We start from the raw sequence: 17,700 nt of genomic DNA, 5'->3' as shown, positions 1-17,700 counted from the left end.
CCATCGGCAGCCCGACTCCCAGCGCCTCCGGCGCTGGGAGCCCGGGCGTCGCCACCCACTGCCCGTACTGCGCGCTGCAGTGCGCCCAGACCCTCACGGCCACCCCCGGACTCGACGGTGCCAACGGCGTCACCGTCGAGGGCCGGGCCTTTCCCACCAACCGGGGGGGCCTGTGTCAGAAGGGCTGGACGAGTGGCGAGCTGCTGACGACCCCCGGGCGGCTGACCACGCCGCTCGTGCGCGGGGGCGACGGTGAGCTGGCCCCGGTCGGCTGGGACGAGGCGCTGGACCTCGTGGCGGACCGGCTCCTGCGGATCCGGAGCGAGGACGGCGCCGACGCGGTGGCTGTGTTCGGCGGAGGGGGCCTGACGAACGAAAAGGCTTACCAGCTGGGGAAGTTCGCGCGCGTCGCCCTCGGCACGGCGAACATCGACTACAACGGCCGGTTCTGCATGAGCAGCGCCGCCGCCGCAGCCAACCGCTCCCTGGGCATCGACCGCGGCCTGCCCTTTCCCCTGACCGACCTCGCCGGTGCAGACGCCGTCCTCCTGCTCGGCAGCAACCTCGCCGAGACCATGCCACCCTCCGTCGCCCACCTCGCGGACGTTCGTGGGCGCGGCGGGCTCGTGGTCGTCGACCCCCGCCGCAGCGCCACGGCGGACCTCGCCAAGGACGGCCAGGGACTGCACCTGCAGCCTGTGCCCGGCACCGATCTGGTCGTCCTCCTGGCGATCGCCCACGTCCTGCTCTCGGAGCACCTCACGGACGCCGACTACCTGGAGGCCCGCACCACCGGCCTCGAGGACGTGCGCCGACGCTGCGCCGCATGGTGGCCGGAGCGAGCCGAGCAGGTGTGCGGTGTCCCTGCGGGGCTGCTGCGCGACTGCGCCCGGCTGCTGGCCGCAGCGAGTCCCGCGCACGGCGGACGTGGGGCATTCGTCCTCACCGGACGGGGCGTGGAACAGTCCCGACAAGGGACGGCAACTGTCTCGGCGGCAATCACCCTCGCCCTCCTGCTCGGCCTGCCCGGCCGCGTGGGTAGTGGGTACGGCGCGGTCACGGGTCAGGGCAACGGCCAGGGGGGCCGCGAGCATGGCCAGAAGTCCGACCAGCTCCCGGGCTACCGGATGATCGACGACCCCGACGCGCGCGCCCACGTGGCCGGTGTCTGGGGCGTCCCGGAGTCGTCGCTGCCGGGAAAGGGAAAGCCGGCCGTGGAGCTCTTGGCCTCGCTGGGCACACCAGGCGGCCCGCGCGCCCTGCTGGTGCACGGTTCCAACCTGCTCGTCAGTGCTCCCAACGCCCAGCCGGTCGCTGACCGGCTCCGTGCGCTCGACCTCCTCGTGGTCTGCGACTTCGTGCCGTCCGAGACCGCGATGCTCGCCGGGGTCGTACTACCCGTGACTCAGTGGGCCGAGGAGGAGGGCACGATGACCTCCCTCGAGGGTCGGGTGATCCGACGCCGCAAGGTCGTCGACGCCCCGGCCGGTGTGCGCAGCGAGCTCTGGGTCTGGGCCCAGCTTGCCTCACGTCTCGGCTCGGCAGGCACCTGGGACACCGAGCCGAGCGTGGTCTTCGACGAGCTCGCCCGGGCGAGCAAAGGCGGACGGGCCGACTACAGCGGCCTGAGCCACAGCCGCCTCGATACCGGGGAGGCCCTGTTCTGGCCGTGTCCCGAGGCGCCCCACGGCGAGGCCCCGCATCCCGGCACCCCCCGGTTGTTCGGCGAGTCCTTCCCCACTTCGGACGGGCGTGCCCGGATGGTTGCCGTCGACCACGTCGGACCGGCCGACGACCTGCGCCCGGACGCACCGCTCTACCTCATCACCGGCCGCGTCCTCCAGCACTACCAGTCGGGGGCCCAGACCCGACGGGTCCCGGCGCTGGCGACAGCGGTCCCCGGCGTCTTCGTCGAGGTGCACCCCCTGCTCGCTGCCCGACTCGGCGTCGTCGAGGGCGAGCGGCTGCGCCTGACGACGAGCCGGGGCTCGGTCGCCGTCCCGGCACGCATCACCGACTCCATCCGGCCGGACACCGTGTTCATGCCGTTCCACTGGGCAGGGACCAGCAGCGCGAACCGCCTCACCAGCGACGCGACCGACCCCATCTCGGGCATGCCCGAGTTCAAGGTGTGCGCCGTCGAGGTCACCCCGGCGCGAGTCCAGCTCGCGGACCAGGGCACCCACCGCGTGACTGCCGAGGCCCGGACATGACCCGCCTGGTCGTCGTCGGCAACGGCATGGTCGGCTCGCGCTTCGTCGAGGACCTGCTGGGCGCCGACGCTGCCGGCCGGTTCGAGGTGACGGTCGTCGGCGCGGAAGGCTGCGAGCCCTATAACAGGGTGCTGCTCAGCGAGGTCGTCGCGGGCAAGCACGACCTGGCCGCCCTCACGCTGCCGACTCCCTCCAGCCCCCGGCTGCACGTGATGCGCGGCGAGAGCGTGACCCACGTGGACCGCGAGGACCGGCTCGTGGTCACCGACGAGGGCTCACGCCTGCGCTACGACCGCCTCGTCCTCGCCACCGGTTCGGCGGCGCGGATTCCCCCGCTCCCGGGGCTGTGGACCGGCAACCACCTCACTAGTGGCGTGCACGCCCTGCGCACCATCGACGACGCCCGCGAGATCGTCGCCGCCACGCTGAACGCCCACCGCGCCGTCGTCCTCGGCGCGGGCGTGCTGGGCATGGAGGCCGCCTGCGGACTCGCCAGGCGTGGAGTAGCCGTGACGGTTATCCACCCCGCGAGCACCCTCATGGAGCGCCAGCTCGACGAGGAGGCCGGGCGGGTCGTCGAGCTCGCGATGTCGGGTCTGGGCATCGACCACCGCGTGGGCGTGGGCGCGACCGAAGCCCTGGTCGAGGGCGGTCGGCTCCACGGCCTGCGCCTGGACGACGGCGAGGTGGTCCCCGCCGACCTGCTCGTGCTCGCGACCGGCACGCTCGCCAGCACCGCCCTGGCCAGCGCCGCGGGCCTCACCGTCGACCGCGGCGTCGTCGTCGACGACAACCTCCGCTCGCCCGACGACGCCCGCGTCTTCGCCATCGGCGACTGTGCCCAGCCGCCCGAGGGCGGCACCGGCCTGGTCGCCCAGGGCTGGGACCAGTCGCGACGGCTCGCCGCGCACCTGTGCGGAGACGCCACGACACCGGATCCCTCGGCGCCAAGGCCGACCTCCACGTCGCGGCAACCGTCGACGGTCGGCAGCGACGTCGTGCGGCTCAAGGCGCATGGCCTCGACGTCGTGACCATGGGGGTGTGTGGCTCGCAGCGGGTCGACGACCCGGCACAGCGCACGCTGCGCCTCAGCGACCCCGACGTCGGCCGCCACATCGAGGTGGTCGTGTCCGGCGGCAGGCTCGTCGGCGCCACCTGCGTCGGTGCCGGCGCGGTGGCGGCAGACCTCGTCACGACGTACACCCGACGCACACCGGTGCCTGCCGACCCGGCATACCTGCTGCTGCCCGCCCTCGCGCCGCACCCGACGAGCGCGCCCACCTCGCCCGGCGCCATCCCCGACGACACCACGATCTGCCGCTGCAACGGCGTCACCAAGGCCGACATCTCGGCGTGCGTCCACGAGGGGGCAAGCACCGTGGACCAGGTCGCCGGCGCCACCCGCGCCACCACGGGCTGCGGTGGGTGCACCGACGACGTGTGCGCCCTCGTGGACTGGCTCTCGTCCAGCGCGGGCGCGAGCGCAGCGGGCGACACCGCCCCCGCCCATTCCTCACCCTCCGACCTCCGCCTGGGTGAGAACCACGTAACGAAGGGGAAACACGTGATCCACAGCCCTGAAACCGCGGTCTCCTAACGTGGCCGCCATGGTCCAGAACCCGTCTCCGCGCCAGCTTGTCGTGGTCGGCGGCGGCATGGTCGCCCGACGCCTCGTGGACGCCCTGCGTTCGCGCGACACCGCCGGCGAGTGGGCGGTGACGCTCCTGTGCGAGGAGCCGCGGGCACCCTACGACCGGGTCGCCCTGACGTCGTACTTCACCGGGCGCGACCCCGACGACCTCGCCCTCGGTGGGCAGGAGCTCTGGGACGACCCACTGGTCACCCTGCGCCGCGGCGTCGCCGCGACCGCGGTGGACCGTGAGGCCCGCACGGTGGCGACGTCCGACGGCCGCACGCTCCCCTACGACTCGCTCGTCCTGGCGACGGGTTCGTATGCCGCCGTGCCCCCGGTCCCCGGCAAGGACCTCCGTGGGGCCTTCGTCTACCGAACCATCGACGACGTCGCCGACCTGCGCGCCTACGTCGAGAAGCTGCGCGACGAGCTCGGCCGACCCCTGCGCGGAGCAGTCGTCGGCGGCGGGCTCCTCGGGCTGGAGGCCGCCGGCGCCCTCACCGCGCTCGAAGTCGGGACGACAGTCGTCGAGTTCGCCTCGCGCCTCATGCCCCTCCAGGTCGACGACGGCGGCGGCGAGGCACTGCGCCGGCTCATCGAGGCCCTGGGCGTCACGGTCCGGACCGGCACCGCCACGTCCAAGATCGTCGGTCGCCTGGGCCGCGTCGCGAAGATGGAGTTCGCCGAGGGCGCTCCCCTCGACGTCGACGTCGTGGTCTTCGCCGTGGGCGTCCGACCGCGCGACGAGCTCGCGCGGGACGCCGGACTCGAGGTCGGCGAGCGCGGTGGCGTCGTCGTCGACGACTCCTGCGCGACCGCCGACCCCGCCGTCTGGGCTGTCGGCGAGGTGGCCTGCATCGGTGGACGGACCCTTGGACTCGTCGCCCCCGGCTACACCATGGCCGAGATCGTCGCCGACCGGCTGCTCGGTGGCGAGGGCACCTTCCCCGGCGCCGACCTGTCCACCAAGCTCAAGCTGCTCGGGGTCGACGTAGCGTCCTTCGGCGACGCCTTCGCCGCCGAGCCCGGCGGCCTCGAGGTCGTCATCTCCGACCCGGTCGCCGGCGTCTACAAGAAGCTGGTCATGTCCGACGACGCCCGCACCCTGCGCGGGGGCATCCTCGTCGGCGACGCCAGTGCGTATGCCGCCCTCCGCCCGATGGTGGGTCGCCCCCTGGGTGGCGACCCCGCGGCATACCTCCTCCCCGAGGGGTCCGCACCGGCACCGGCGGGCGACCTGCCCGACGACGCCACCGTGTGTTCCTGCAACAACGTCTCCGCCGGGGCGATCCGCTGCTCGGTGACCGAGGACGGCTGCACGGACCTCGCCGGGGTGAAGGCGTGCACGCGCGCCGGGACGAGCTGCGGCTCCTGCCTCCCGCTCGTCAAGCGCCTCGTCACCACCGAGCTCGAGAAGTCCGGCGTGGAGGTGAGCAACGCCCTCTGCGAGCACTTCGGGCTCTCGCGGGCACAGTTGTTCGACGTGGTCCGGGTCCAGGGCCTGACGACCTTCAGCGAGATCATCGGTCGCCACGGCACAGGCCGCGGTTGCGACATCTGCAAGCCCGTCATCGGCTCGATCCTCGCCTCGCTCGGCACCGGACACATCCTCGAGGGTGAGCGGGCGTCGTTGCAGGACACCAACGACCACGTCATGGCCAACCTGCAGAAGGACGGCTCCTACTCGGTCGTCCCTCGCATCCCCGGCGGCGAGATCACCCCCGAGGGGCTGATCGTCATCGGCGAGGTCGCCAAGGACTTCGGGCTCTACACCAAGATCACGGGGGGCCAGCGGATCGACCTGTTCGGGGCTCGCATCGAGCAGCTCCCAAAGATCTGGAAGCGGCTCGTCGACGCGGGCTTCGAGTCCGGCCACGCCTACGGGAAGTCGCTGCGCACCGTGAAGTCGTGCGTCGGGTCGACCTGGTGCCGCTACGGCGTGCAGGACTCGGTCGGTCTCGCCATCGCCCTGGAGCTGCGCTACCGCGGACTGCGGTCCCCGCACAAGCTGAAGCTGGGGGTGTCGGGCTGTGCGCGGGAGTGTGCCGAGGCACGAGGCAAGGACGTCGGGGTCATCGCGACCGACAACGGCTGGAACCTCTACGTCGGCGGCAACGGCGGCTTCACCCCCAAGCACGCCCAGCTGCTCGCCGAGGACCTCGACACCGAGACCCTCGTGCGCACCATCGACCGCTTCCTCATGTACTACATCCGCACCGCGGACCGGCTGCAGCGCACGGCGATGTGGGTGGAGGACCACGAGGGCGGGCTCGACGCCATCCGGGCGGTCGTGCTCGAGGACTCCCTGGGCATCGCCGCTGACCTGGACGACGCGATGGCGGGCCACGTCGACGGCTACGAGGACGAGTGGGCTGCTGCGCTGGACGACCCCGAGAAGCTGCGCCGGTTCGGGTCCTTCGTCAACGCGCCGGACCAGGCCGACGACTCCCTCGCCTACGTCAGCGAGCGTGGTCAGGCCCGACCGGCCACGCCGACCGAACGAACCGATGGCTCGGTGCTCATCGCCGGAACGACCTTGGAGGTGCGCCGATGACCGCCGAGATGAGCCTCTCGTCACGTGCAGCGGAAGCGACGTGGCAGCCGGTCTGTGCCCTGGAGGACCTGCCCCGCGAGCGCGGTGCCTGCGCGCTGGTGGACGGTGCCCAGGTCGCGTTGTTCCGCGCCTACGACGACGCCGTGTATGCCGTGCAGCAGCTCGACCCGTACAGCGGCGCCCACGTCATGTCGCGGGGCATCGTCGGCACCCGCGGCGGAGCACCGACCGTCGCCTCACCGATGTACAAGCAGGTCTTCGACCTGCGAACCGGCGAGTGCCTGGACTCCGTCGGGAAGGACGCCCGGCACCTGCTCGTCTACCCGGTGCAGCTGCTCGACGGCGTGATCAGCATCGGGCGGCCGTTCCTGCCGGGTCAGCCAGACCTGACCGTTCAGCCTGACCTGACCGTTGAGCCTGACCTGACCGTTGAGCCTGACCTGACCGTGCAGCACGGTGCCGGGTGACGACGCTCGTCGGCCTCGAGGTCGCGGATCGCCCCGTGCTGGTCGTCGGTGGCGGCCCCGTTGCCGCACGTCGGGCAGCCCGGCTGGTCGCGGACGGCGCAGTCGTCACGGTGGTGGCTCCCCATCTCTGCGAGGACCTCGTCGACCTGGTCGCAGCCGCACGAGTGGGCTGGCACGACAGGGAGGTCGAGGAGTCCGACGTCGAGGGGGTCTGGCTGGTCCATGCCGCCACCGACGACCCGCGGACGAACACCATGGTCTGCGCGTGGGCGACCGCGCGCCGGGTGTGGAGCATCTGTGCCAGCGCGGCCGAGCACGGCTCGGCCCGCACCCCGGCGACGACCGACCTGGCCGGCCTGAGCCTCGCGGTCGTGTCCCAGGGTGCTCCCGACCCGGCACGCGCTCGCGCTGTCCGCGACCAGCTCGCGGCGAGCCTGCGCAACGGCGAGGTCGACCTCCGGCACCGTCGAGCACGTGCACGAGCCGGTCAGGGGCGGGTGGTGCTCGTCGGGGGCGGGCCCGGCGCTGCGGACCTGATGACCCTGCGCGCGCGGCGCCTCCTGTCAGAGGCGGATGTGGTCGTCACCGACAGGCTCGGCCCGACCAGCGTGCTCGCCGACCTGCCGTCCGACGTGGAGGTCATCGACGTCGGCAAGACCCCGGGCCTGCATGCGGTCACCCAGGAGGAGATCAACGCGATCCTCGTGGAGCAGGCGGGGCGTGGACGGCTGGTGGTGCGGCTCAAGGGTGGGGATCCCTTCCTCTTCGGACGCGGTGGCGAGGAACAGCTGGCACTGGCTGCCCACGGCATACCGGTGGAAGTCGTGCCGGGCGTCAGCTCGGCGCTGTCCGCTCCTGCCGTCGCAGGCATTCCCGTCACCCATCGGGGCACGGTCGGTGCTCTGCACGTGGCCCACGGTCACGGCCGGCTCGACGACACTGCGGTCTCTGCCGTCGTCCGCGGCGAGGCGACCCTCGTCGTGCTGATGGGCGTCTCCCTGCTGGCCGAACACATGTCCCGGCTGCTGGACGCCGGCGCCTCCGACACGATCCCGGTCGCGGTCGTCGAGAACGCCAGCCTGCCCACCCAGCGGGTCACCACAGGGACCATCTCGACCATCGCCGACGTCTGCGCAGTGGGCGGCGTCAGGGCTCCGGCCGTGATCGTCATCGGTGCCGTTGCGGCGCCGGGGTTCCTCGAGGGCTGCGCGTGAGCGCTCGCCTGGGCCAGGTCATGGCCGGCTGCGTCGTGCTCATCACGGCCGACCGTCGATCGGGCGAGCTCGCCTCCGCGCTGACCCGCCGCGGCGCCAGTGTCCGGCACGCCCCAGCCCTCAGCATCGTGCCTCACGAGCACGACGAGGAGCTGCTCGCCCACACCAGGGAGCTGCTCGCCGAGCCCCCCGAGACCGTCGTGATCACGACCGGGATCGGGTTCCGCGGCTGGGTGGAGGCGGCCGACGCCGCGGGCCTGGCTGAGCAGCTCGTCACGGTTCTCTCGAGAGCCCGCATCATCGCGCGAGGCCCCAAGGCGCACGGGGCGATCCAGGCAGCCGGGCTGCAGGCCGACTGGGTGGCGGAGTCCGAGACGAGCGCCGAGATCCTCGACCTGCTGCTCGCTGAAGGCGTTGCCCAGCAACGGATCGCGGTGCAGCACCATGGCGCCGGTGCCGACGGCCTCGACACCGAGCTCGCCGCGGCTGGGGCGCTGGTCCGCAGCCTGGTCGTGTACCGCTGGGGGCCGCCACCGGACCCCGTGGCGCTGAAGCTGTCCGTCATCGCGGCCGCGGACGGCGAGATCGACGCGGCCGTCTTCACCTCGGCTCCTGGGGCGGCCGCCTGGTTGGCCGAGGTCGACGCCCAGGGTGTGGGCGAGCTCGTGCTGTCCAGGGTCCACAGCGGCACGATGGTGATGGCCGCGGTTGGCCCGATCACGGCCAAACCGTTGCAGGACAGGGGGATCGAGCCGATCGTGCCCGACCGGGGCCGCCTCGGCGCGCTGGTGCGCACCCTCGTCAGCCACTACGAACAAGCCCAGACCTCAGCCGTCCTGACCAGCGCCGGGCGCCTCCAGGTCCGTCGTACCGTGGCCCTGCTCGACGACCACGTGCTGCCGGTGTCCCCCAGCGGGCTCGAGGTGCTGCGGGTGTTGACCTCGGCCGGGGGCGAGGTCGTGACGCGAGCGCAGGTCCTGGCGGTGCTGCCGGGCGACTCGACCGATCCTCACACCGCCGAAGTGGCTGTGGCCCGCCTTCGTGAGGCCGTGGGACACAAGGGACTCATCCAGACAGTGGTCAAGCGCGGCTACCGGCTCACCACGACCTGAGGTCCTGCGACGCTAGTGCCGCCCACCCTCGGCCGCGCCCTCGACGATGACGGGCTCACCGTTGGCGACCAGCTTCCAGTCGTAGGTCGTGAACGTGGTCGGGTCGATGGGCTCCTTGTTGGCCCCCTTGTCGACCGTCCAGTCGATCAGGAGCTGTCGGATCTCGACCTGCGCGTTGTACAGCACCGGCGCGGTGGTCACTCCGGGGAAGCCGCCACCACCTGACTGGCGGTAGTTGTTGATGGCGATGACGAACTGTGCCGCAGGATCGATGGCCTGGCCGTGGTAGGTGAGGTCGACGATCCGCTGCCCCACGGGCAGGGCGATGTCGATGTCGTAGGCCAGCGAGGAGTCCAGGCCGCCCATGATGTCGTAGTTGTAGTCAGGGATGGGGCTCCCGGTCGTGGGGCTCAGGGCGCCGGTCACGTCGTCCGGCGCGTACGGTCCGGGGCTGGTCACGGTCTTGAAGTAGGCGGCCGAGAACTCGAGGTAGGCCTTGACCTGTGCCCCCGTGAAGCGGATCCCCAGGAGCGTGTTGTCGTAGATGTAGAGGCCGGCGATGTCGCGGACCGTGACGTTGCCGGCGGGGATGGCAGCGTCGCGGTTGAACGGCGCGGCGATGGAAAGCACCGGAAGCACTTCGTCGGGAGTGCCCACCAGGGCAGCCTTCACTGCCTCGGCCTGGACGTGGTTGATGAAGTCGATCGCGGCGGTGTCCTCGAACCGTGCGGTTGCCGCTGACATGGCGACCGTGCACCGGCCGATGACGGAGTTGACGTAGGTGCGCACGACCGCGTGGTCGTCACGGACGAGGTCTGCCACCTCCGGGTCCTCGGGCACCGCGTTGGCGTTGAGCACGTGCGAGTGCGAAGCGACCAGCTGCCAGCGCCCCTTGACGAGCTCGAGGTCGAAGTCCATCACCGACAGCCGCATGCCCCACTTCAGCGGTTCGGTCAGCAGGACCTTCTTGCCCGGCGTGACCTTGCTGGGCACGAGCTCCTCGACGATCTCGACGTGGGCGTGGCCGACGAGCACGGCGTCCACGCCGGCCACCTCTTCGGCGAGCTGGCGCGACGCGTTCTCGGGGAAGGGCAGCGCGTCACCGTAGGACGACCCGGGCTTGGCTCCCGAGTGGCAGGACACGATGACCAGGTCGCAGCCGGCGGCCTTGAGCCTGGGGACCATGACCTTGGCCTGCTCGACGATGCCCGGGAAGCGGACCTGACCCTCGACGTTGGCCTTGTCCCAGATGGCGACGCCCGGTGTCACGAGGCCGAGGATGCCGACCTTGACGTCCTTGCCACCACGCGCCTTGAAGGTGCGGATGAGATAGGGCTTGAAGATCGGGGCGCCGGTGGCCCAGTCGACCGAGTTGGCACTCAGCAGCGGGAAGTCGCACTGCGACTCGAAGGTGCGCAGGGTGTCGAGGCCGTAGTTGTACTCGTGGTTGCCCAGCGCCGCCGCGTCGTAGCCGATGGCGTTCATGGCCTTGGCCATCGGGTGGACGGGACCGCCGGGGATGGTGATCGGATCGACCTTGGCGTAGTAGTACGACAGGGGCGTTCCCTGAATCGTGTCACCGGCGTCGAGCAGAAGGGTGTTGGCCGAGCCCCGCTCGGCACGCAGGGCCGTCACGAGGGTCGAGATCTTGGCCAGCCCGATGTCGTTGTGGGCCGAGTCGTCGTACTCGACGTCCTTGAAGTAGTCCCAGTTGAAGACGTTGCCGTGGGTGTCCGTCGTCCCCAGCACGGTGAGGCGGAACCGCCCCGGCGTGCCGGCAGCCCCGGGCCTCGCGGCGGGCCCCGCGTCCAGCGCAGCGTCCGCACGGGTCGCACCCCCGAAGAAGGCGGCCCCAGCTCCTCCGACCACGGCCATCGCGATCATCTCGCGACGGCTGCGCTCCTGCACGGCGAGCTCCCGGGCGACGGTGCGGGCGGACGTCATGAGTGCCTCCAACCTGAGGGTGTCCGGGCTCTCGACGGAGTGCCCGGGGCGCGAGCCACGGCTGCGTCGACGTGGCGGTTCTTCCACCCTAACCGCTGTGGCGGATAGCCGACCATGGTGTGCACAAAACCGGCATTGTGCACTCAACCCGGCGTCACCCGATGCTGTAGTCCGATCCCTCGGCGCCCCGGGTGGTCCCGCCAGAGGCAGCACCACCCCGGCTCCACGACCAGGCGTACGCGCCGTCATCGACCGCCCGGCCACCCTCGCCGAGCTCCAGCGGGCGGAAGGTGTCGACCATGACCGCCAGCTCGTCGAAGAACTCCACCCCGATCGAGGCCTCGGAGGCACCGGGCTGCGGCCCGTGCGCGTGGCCGCCGGGGTGCACCGAGACGGAGCCCTTGCCGATACCCGACCCCTTGCGCGCCTCGTAGTCGCCGTCGACGTAGAACATGATCTCGTCGCTGTCGACGTTGGAGTGGTAGTAGGGCACGGGGATCGACAGCGGGTGGTAGTCGACCTTGCGCGGCACGAAGTTGCAGATCACGAAGTTCCAGCCCTCGAAGACCTGGTGCACGGGCGGCGGCTGGTGGACGCGGCCGGTGATCGGCTCGAAGTCGCGCACGTTGAACGCGTAGGGGTAGAGGCAGCCGTCCCAGCCGACCACGTCGAGCGGGTGGAACGGGAGCGTGTGGACGGTTCCCACGATGCCGCCACTGCTGGACGGCCCGTTTCCGCGGTGCTTGATGAAGACGTCGGTCTCGTCGTCCGCCTTGGCCCCCACGTCCTCCGCGAGGAGTGGACCCGACGGCCCGCGGAGGTCGCGCTCGCAGTAGGGCGCGTGCTCGAGCAGCTGGCCGAACTTGCTCAGGTAGCGCTTGGGCGGCGTGATGTGCGAGTTGGCCTCGATGCAGTAGGCCCGCAACGGCTCCTTGGTGGAACGTTTCGGGATCCACCGGTGCGTCGTCGCTCGCGGGATCACGAGGTAGTCGCCCTCGGCAACGTCGAAGGCCCCGAACACCGTCTCGACGCGTGCCCTGCCACGCTCGACGTAGACGCACTCGTCGCCGATCCCGTTGCGGTACCACGGGCTGGGAGCCCCGGCCACGGCATACGAGATGCGGACGTCACCGTTGCCGAGGACCAGGCGCCGCCCGGTCACGACATCGGTGCTCTTGACGTCCTTGGCCTCGAAGAGGTCGTGCAGCTTGAGGTGGCGCGGCACGAGTGGGTGGTTCGGCCTGGTCGAGAGGTCACCGATGGACCACTCCCGGGCGCCCGCGATGGTCGAGGGGATGTTGCGGTGGTAGAGGAGCGAGGAGTCCGAGGAGAACCCCTCCTCCCCCATGAGCTCCTCGTAGTACAGCTCGCCCTTCGTGCCGCGGGCCCCCGGCCGGCGGTGCTGGGTGTGCCTCTTGGGCGGGATGCTGCCCATCGCCTGGTAGTGCGCCACAGGTCCACCTCGGTGTGGTCTCGCGTCGGTGCGGGCCGGGTCCTCGGCCCCGCCCCACCCTAGTAGCCTCACCGCCATGACATCGCTGCCGGAGGCGCTCGCCGACCGCCCGGCCGAGCCGTCGCTGTTCGCCTCGCTGGTCGACGACGCCGCCGTCTTCCCCCCGGGCAACGCCCCCCTTCCCGAGGCGGTGCGCCGGCACCGCCTCCACCGCACCAGCGGGTATGCCGCGTGCGTGGGTCCGCTGCTCGTCCCCGCCTCCGCCGCTCGTGACCTCGCCGGGCTCCTCGACGGCACACCCCTGACCGTGGTGGTCATCGGCCGGCCGGGCACGCCCCGCGTCGAGGTGGCCACCGCCGTGCGGCAACTCCGGTCGACCGCACTCGTCGAGGTGACCGGGGTCGAGCTCGGCTGGACGCCCGACTGGCGGGCCACCGACTTCGGCGGGCTGCCCGTCAGCCTCGAGGTGCCGCGGGGGGCCGACCAGCTCGCCGCGATCGCCGACATAGCTGCGGATGCCTCGGATTCCGTTGCGCTGCAGGCGAAGTTCCGCACGGGCGCCACAGAGACGTGGGCCTGGCCTGACGAACGAGAGCTCGCGACGTTCATCCGGACGGCCATCGACCACGACCTCGGGTTCAAGCTCACCGGGGGGCTGCACCACACCGTCCGGGGCACCCATGACGGACAGGAGCAGCATGGCCTCCTCAACGTCCTGGCCGCGGTGCGCTGGGCACTCAACGGTGAGGACGTCGATGAGCTCGTTCCCCTTCTGGCGGAACGTGATCCAGCCGTCCTCGTCCCCCAGATCACCCGCATGAGCGCCGCTGACGCGGCGATCGTGCGCGCCTTCTTCACGGCATACGGATGCTGTGAGGTGACCGACCCGATCGGCGAGCTCACCACGCTCGGCCTCGTCCAAGGAGCCTGACTTGTCCTCCGCCAGCACCTGGCTCGACCTCCCCGCCGACCACCCCTTCGGGGTCGCCCATCTCCCCTACGGCGTCTTCTCGACGCCGGACACCGCCCCGCGGGTCGGTGTGCGGGTGGGCGACTGGGTGCTCGACGCCAGCGCGGTGGCGCGCATCGGTCGTGACGCCTTCGGCGTGGGTGAGGGCCCCGACCTCACGGCGGTGTGGGAACAGCCGAGCCTCAACCCCTTCCTCGAACTGGGGCACGAGGCCTGGGCGGTCGCCCGCGCGTGGCTGGTCGAGATCCTCACCGACGACGTCCACGAGGACGGCGTCCGGCCACACCTGCTCCCGCTCGAGGACGTCACCCTGCACCTGCCGATCGAGGTCGCGGACTACGTCGACTTCTACGCCAGCGAGCACCATGCGACCAACGTCGGGCGCATCTTCCGCCCCGACTCCGAGCCGCTCACCCCGAACTGGAAGCACCTGCCGATCGGCTACCACGGACGCTCGGGCACGGTCGTCGTCTCCGGGACCGACGTCGTGCGGCCGCAGGGACAGCGCAAGGCCCCGACCGACCAGGCGCCGACCTTCGGCCCGAGCCGCAAGCTCGACATCGAGGCCGAGCTCGGCTTTGTCGTGGGCGGCAGCACCACCCTGGGCGAGCCGGTCGAGGTCGGCCGAGCCGCCGAGGAGCACCTGTTCGGTGTCGTCCTGCTCAACGACTGGAGCGCCCGAGACATCCAGGCGTGGGAGTACGTCCCCCTGGGACCGTTCCTGGGCAAGTCGTTCGGCACGTCGATCAGCGCCTGGGTCACCCCGCTCGCCGCCTTGGCGTCGGCCCGGGTGCCGCTTCCCGGCCAGGACCCAGAGCCGCTGCCCTACCTGCGTGGTGACGCCGACTCCGTGTTCGGACTGGACCTGCACCTCGAGGTGGAGTGGAACGGCAGCGTGGTCGCCCGACCCGAGTACCGCGACATGTACTGGTCGCCCGCCCAGATGCTGGCCCACCTGTCGGTCAACGGCGCCTCGATCCGCAGCGGTGACCTCTTCGGCTCGGGCACCATCTCCGGCGCCGCGAAGGACACCCGCGGCAGCTTCCTCGAGCTCTCGTGGAACGGCACCGAACCGGTCCGGCTCGATGACGGCAGCGAGCGCACCTTCCTCGAGGACGGCGACACCGTCGTGCTGCGCGCGTGGGCAACCGGCGCGGACGGCGTTCGCCTCGACCTGGCCGAGGTCAGCGGCACGATCCTCCCGGCGCGCTGAGTCCTAGCTGCGCGGCTGCTTGCCCACGACCACGTTGGTCTTGGCGAGCTTGTCGTGGAGCGCCTGCTTCTTGTCGTCCCAGGCGGGCCAGAGGAGGTCCACCAAGGCTGCCAGCGAGAAGAGGTTGCCGACCAGCGGGATGTTGCCGAGCAGGCTCAGCACGGCCTGCACTGAGGTGCGCCTCGCAGCCACGGCGACGGTCAGCGGTCCCGGGCGCTCGCGCAACCGCACACTGATCCCCATTGCGGACTTGCCGGGAGTCGCCCCCGTGCGAGTCAGGAAGAAGATGGCGTACGCGAACCCGATCAGCGCACCGACGACCCCGAAGGCAAGCAGGTAGCCGTAGTTGACGGCGCTGGTGTTGATGCTGTCCAGCGTCGAGGTGTCCCCCGAGTCGACGGCGGTGGTGATCTCGTCCCACACCGGCTGGATCGCCTTGAAGGCCAGCCACCCGCCGAGCACCAGGAGAATCAGGAACTGGATGATGCCGTCGATGAGGTAGGCGCCGACGCGCTGCCAGTACCCGGCCAGCGGCTGGCCGTCCGGCGTGGTCGCCGCAGGCTGCATCCCCGGGTAGGCGGGGGCGTTCCAGCCACCCTGTTGGGGGGCGCCGGGGAACTGCGGGCTCTGCTGCCCCGGGTACTGCTGCCCCGGGTACTGCTGGCCCGGGTACTGCTGTCCCGGTGCGCCCGCTCCGGTGGCCGGCGGCGAGGCAGACCCGCCCGGCGCCTGCGGAGGCTGCCCCTGCGGCTGGTCCTGCACCTGACCCTGACCCTGTGTCTGGCCCTGTGTCTGGCCCGGGTACTGGGGCGGGTGTCCCTGACCCGGGAACTGCTGCTGCCCGGTCTGCGAGGCTGCTGCCGTCGGACGGGTGGACCGGGGCGTCGTGTGGTTGCTCCAGATCACGCCGTCGAAGTAACGCAGCTTGGTGTCGTCCTGCGGGTCGTCGTACCAGCCGGGAGTCGTTGGCGTACTCATGCCCCAAGCGTCTCACGCTGGCCGAGACGTTCACGCCACTCGTCCCCGGCCGCGTGGCCCCAGCGCGCACAGCAGAAGGGCTGGGTATGCCGGGTGGTCACCACCCGGCATACCCAGCCCTCGACCTGGGGCGCGACTCAGAGGTTGCCGCGGGCGTCCTGCTCGCGCTCGATGGCCTCGAACAGCGCCTTGAAGTTGCCCTTGCCGAAGCCGAGCGAACCGTGCCGCTCGATGATCTCGAAGAACACGGTCGGGCGGTCGCCGAGCGGCTTGGTGAAGATCTGGAGGAGGTAGCCGTCCTCGTCGCGGTCGACGAGGATCTTGCGCTTCTGCAGCTCCTCGATGGGTGCCCGCACCTGACCGATCCGCGAGCGCAGCTCGGCGTCCTCGTAGTAGGAGTCCGGGGTGTCGAGGAACTCGACGCCGTTGGCGCGCAGCTCGTCGACGGTGCGCAGGATGTCGTTCGTCGCGAGCGCGAGGTGCTGGGCACCGGGGCCGTTGTAGAACTCGAGGTACTCGTCGATCTGGCTCTTGCGCTTGGCGATCGCCGGCTCGTTGAGGGGGAACTTCACCCGGTGGTTGCCGTTGGCGACGACCTTGGACATCAGCGCGGAGTAGTCGGTGGCGATGTCGTCGCCGACGAACTCGGCCATGTTCACGAAGCCCATGACCTTGTTGTAGAAGGTCACCCACTCGTCCATCTTGCCGAGCTCGACGTTGCCGACGATGTGGTCGAGGGCCTGGAAGAGGCGCTTGGGCGCACCCTCGCGCTTGACCCACGTCGACTGCCTGGCGACGTAGCCGGGCAGGTAGGGACCGTCGTAACGGGAGCGGTCGACGAGGGTGTGCACCGTCTCGCCGTAGGTGGCGATGGACGCGATCCGCACCGTGCCGTGCTCGTCCGTGACGTCTTCGGCCTCACGGACGACGCGGGCGCCGGACCGCTTGGCCTGGGCGACGCACTTGTCGACGTCGGGCACCTCGAGGGAGATGTCGACGACGCCGTCGCCGTGCCTGGCGTGGTGCTCGATGAGCGGGCTGTCCGGGCTCACCGCGCCGTTGACGACGAACCGGATCGAGCCGGACTTGAGGACGAACGACTTGTGGTCGCGCTGGCCGTTCTCGGGTCCGCTGTAGGCGACCAGCTCCATCCCCCAGGCCGACTGGTAGTAGTGCGCGGTCTGGCTCGCATTGCCGACGACGAAGACGATGGCGTCCCAGCCGGTGACGGGGAAGGGGTCCTTGCTCTCGTCGTACTCGACGAGGCCGACCAGCTGCTTGAGCTGCTCGATGTCGAGGTTCGCCTCGCGTTCCTGCGGGGTCAGGTCAAGGGACGTGTCGGTGGCGTGGGTCGTCATCTGTGCAGCGTGGCGCCTGGTCGGCGAGTGTGCAACTGTATGCCGCTGCGGTGCACAGTCTGCGCAGAATGCTGGCTTGGACACCCTTCGAGATGGACAATGTGACCATGAACCTGGACGAGCTCGACGGACGGCTCATCACCCTCTTCACGACGGCGCCGCAGATCGGGGTGCTGGGCGCCTCCCGCGAGCTCGGCGTCGCACGCGGGACCGTGCAGGCCCGGCTCGACCGCCTGGTCGAGCGCGGCGTCATCCGGTCGTGGGCGCCCCAGATCGACCCGGCGGCGATGGGCTACCCGGTGTCGGCGTTCTGCACGCTGGAGATCCGGCAGGGCCGAGGCCACTCCCCCGTGGTCGACCACCTGTCGCGCATCCCCGAGGTGCTGGAGGCACACACGATCACCGGTTCCGGGGACCTCTACATCCACATCGTCGCGCGCGACAACGCCGACCTGCAACGCGTCATCGATGCCGTCGTCGACGACGAGCACGTCATCCGGGCCAACACGGCCATCTCGCTGGCCACGCGCATCCCGCTGCGCACCCTGCCGCTGGTCCGTGCCGCGGCCGAGACCCCCTAACCCCGGCCC

Annotated in this window: 13 protein-coding genes; 9 read left to right on the top strand and 4 right to left on the bottom strand. The window is 71.0% G+C overall.

Going from position 1 to position 17,700, the window contains the following annotated elements; genetic code table 11:
- Positions 1–2 precede the first annotated feature (2 nt).
- The 6 genes from AC1DWR_RS10750 to AC1DWR_RS10725 are packed head-to-tail and all read left to right on the top strand — an operon-like array spanning position 3 to position 9,194.
- A complete protein-coding gene (locus AC1DWR_RS10750; protein ID WP_477624418.1) occupies positions 3–2,213 on the top strand; it encodes a molybdopterin oxidoreductase family protein in 2,211 nt (736 codons plus the stop codon).
- Complete coding sequence (locus AC1DWR_RS10745; protein ID WP_477624382.1) at positions 2,210–3,811, top strand: FAD-dependent oxidoreductase; 1,602 nt, start codon at positions 2,210–2,212, stop codon at positions 3,809–3,811. Before AC1DWR_RS10750 ends, AC1DWR_RS10745 begins: the two co-directional genes overlap by 4 nt.
- A 10-nt stretch (positions 3,812–3,821) precedes the next feature.
- Positions 3,822–6,401, top strand: coding sequence for a nitrite reductase large subunit NirB (gene nirB, locus AC1DWR_RS10740; RefSeq protein ID WP_477624381.1), 2,580 nt, complete (start codon positions 3,822–3,824; stop codon positions 6,399–6,401).
- Complete coding sequence (gene nirD / locus AC1DWR_RS10735; RefSeq protein WP_477624380.1) at positions 6,398–6,868, top strand: nitrite reductase small subunit NirD; 471 nt, start codon at positions 6,398–6,400, stop codon at positions 6,866–6,868. Before nirB ends, nirD begins: the two co-directional genes overlap by 4 nt.
- Positions 6,865–8,082: a uroporphyrinogen-III C-methyltransferase gene (cobA, locus tag AC1DWR_RS10730; protein WP_477615204.1), complete on the top strand. Its 1,218-nt coding sequence runs from the start codon at positions 6,865–6,867 to the stop codon at positions 8,080–8,082. Before nirD ends, cobA begins: the two co-directional genes overlap by 4 nt.
- A 20-nt stretch (positions 8,083–8,102) precedes the next feature.
- The gene (locus AC1DWR_RS10725) at positions 8,103–9,194 is read left to right on the top strand and encodes a uroporphyrinogen-III synthase (protein WP_477615310.1); all 1,092 of its coding nucleotides are present in this window, start codon (positions 8,103–8,105) and stop codon (positions 9,192–9,194) included.
- A gap of 12 nt (positions 9,195–9,206) precedes the next feature.
- Here AC1DWR_RS10725 and AC1DWR_RS10720 read toward each other — a convergent pair whose 3' ends face one another.
- Together AC1DWR_RS10720 and AC1DWR_RS10715 are read right to left on the bottom strand one after the other, a co-directional pair.
- On the bottom strand, positions 9,207–11,138 hold the full coding sequence (locus AC1DWR_RS10720; RefSeq protein ID WP_477615203.1) for a bifunctional metallophosphatase/5'-nucleotidase: 1,932 nt from the start codon (positions 11,136–11,138) through the stop codon (positions 9,207–9,209).
- A gap of 154 nt (positions 11,139–11,292) precedes the next feature.
- A complete protein-coding gene (locus AC1DWR_RS10715) occupies positions 11,293–12,591 on the bottom strand; it encodes a homogentisate 1,2-dioxygenase domain-containing protein (protein ID WP_477615202.1) in 1,299 nt (432 codons plus the stop codon).
- 76 nt (positions 12,592–12,667) lie between these two features.
- On the opposite strand from AC1DWR_RS10715, the gene AC1DWR_RS10710 reads away from it, so the two are divergent.
- Entirely contained in the window at positions 12,668–13,522 is an 855-nt protein-coding gene (locus AC1DWR_RS10710) for a hypothetical protein (RefSeq protein ID WP_477615201.1), read from the top strand.
- Between the two features lies 1 nt (position 13,523).
- Positions 13,524–14,774 carry a fumarylacetoacetase gene (gene fahA / locus AC1DWR_RS10705; protein WP_477624379.1) on the top strand — a complete coding sequence of 417 codons (1,251 nt, stop codon included), beginning with the start codon at positions 13,524–13,526 and terminating at the stop codon, positions 14,772–14,774.
- A gap of 3 nt (positions 14,775–14,777) precedes the next feature.
- On the opposite strand, the gene AC1DWR_RS10700 is transcribed toward fahA, so the two are convergent.
- Positions 14,778–15,752, bottom strand: coding sequence for an RDD family protein (locus tag AC1DWR_RS10700; RefSeq protein WP_477615199.1), 975 nt, complete (start codon positions 15,750–15,752; stop codon positions 14,778–14,780).
- Between the two features lie 137 nt (positions 15,753–15,889).
- A complete protein-coding gene (hppD, locus tag AC1DWR_RS10695) occupies positions 15,890–17,110 on the bottom strand; it encodes a 4-hydroxyphenylpyruvate dioxygenase (protein WP_477615198.1) in 1,221 nt (406 codons plus the stop codon).
- Positions 17,111–17,217: 107 nt separating this feature from the next.
- Here hppD and AC1DWR_RS10690 point away from each other — a divergent pair, with 107 nt between their 5' ends.
- Positions 17,218–17,691 (top strand): Lrp/AsnC family transcriptional regulator, encoded by a 474-nt coding sequence (locus AC1DWR_RS10690; protein ID WP_477615197.1) that lies wholly within the window; start codon positions 17,218–17,220, stop codon positions 17,689–17,691.
- The last annotated feature ends 9 nt before the right edge of the window (positions 17,692–17,700 follow it).

This window comes from Pedococcus sp. P2_E2 (assembly GCF_056403955.1).
This window is presented reverse-complemented; position numbering and strand designations above follow the sequence as displayed.

Coding starts and splice junctions, on each gene's coding strand:
- AC1DWR_RS10745 (WP_477624382.1), top strand. CDS start 2,210: ATGACCCGCCTGGTCGTCGTCGGCAACGGCATGGTCGGCTCGCGCTTC.
- nirB (WP_477624381.1), top strand. CDS start 3,822: ATGGTCCAGAACCCGTCTCCGCGCCAGCTTGTCGTGGTCGGCGGCGGC.
- nirD (WP_477624380.1), top strand. CDS start 6,398: ATGACCGCCGAGATGAGCCTCTCGTCACGTGCAGCGGAAGCGACGTGG.
- AC1DWR_RS10725 (WP_477615310.1), top strand. CDS start 8,103: ATGGCCGGCTGCGTCGTGCTCATCACGGCCGACCGTCGATCGGGCGAG.
- AC1DWR_RS10720 (WP_477615203.1), bottom strand. CDS start 11,138: ATGACGTCCGCCCGCACCGTCGCCCGGGAGCTCGCCGTGCAGGAGCGC.
- AC1DWR_RS10710 (WP_477615201.1), top strand. CDS start 12,668: ATGACATCGCTGCCGGAGGCGCTCGCCGACCGCCCGGCCGAGCCGTCG.
- AC1DWR_RS10700 (WP_477615199.1), bottom strand. CDS start 15,752: ATGAGTACGCCAACGACTCCCGGCTGGTACGACGACCCGCAGGACGAC.
- hppD (WP_477615198.1), bottom strand. CDS start 17,110: ATGACGACCCACGCCACCGACACGTCCCTTGACCTGACCCCGCAGGAA.
- AC1DWR_RS10690 (WP_477615197.1), top strand. CDS start 17,218: ATGAACCTGGACGAGCTCGACGGACGGCTCATCACCCTCTTCACGACG.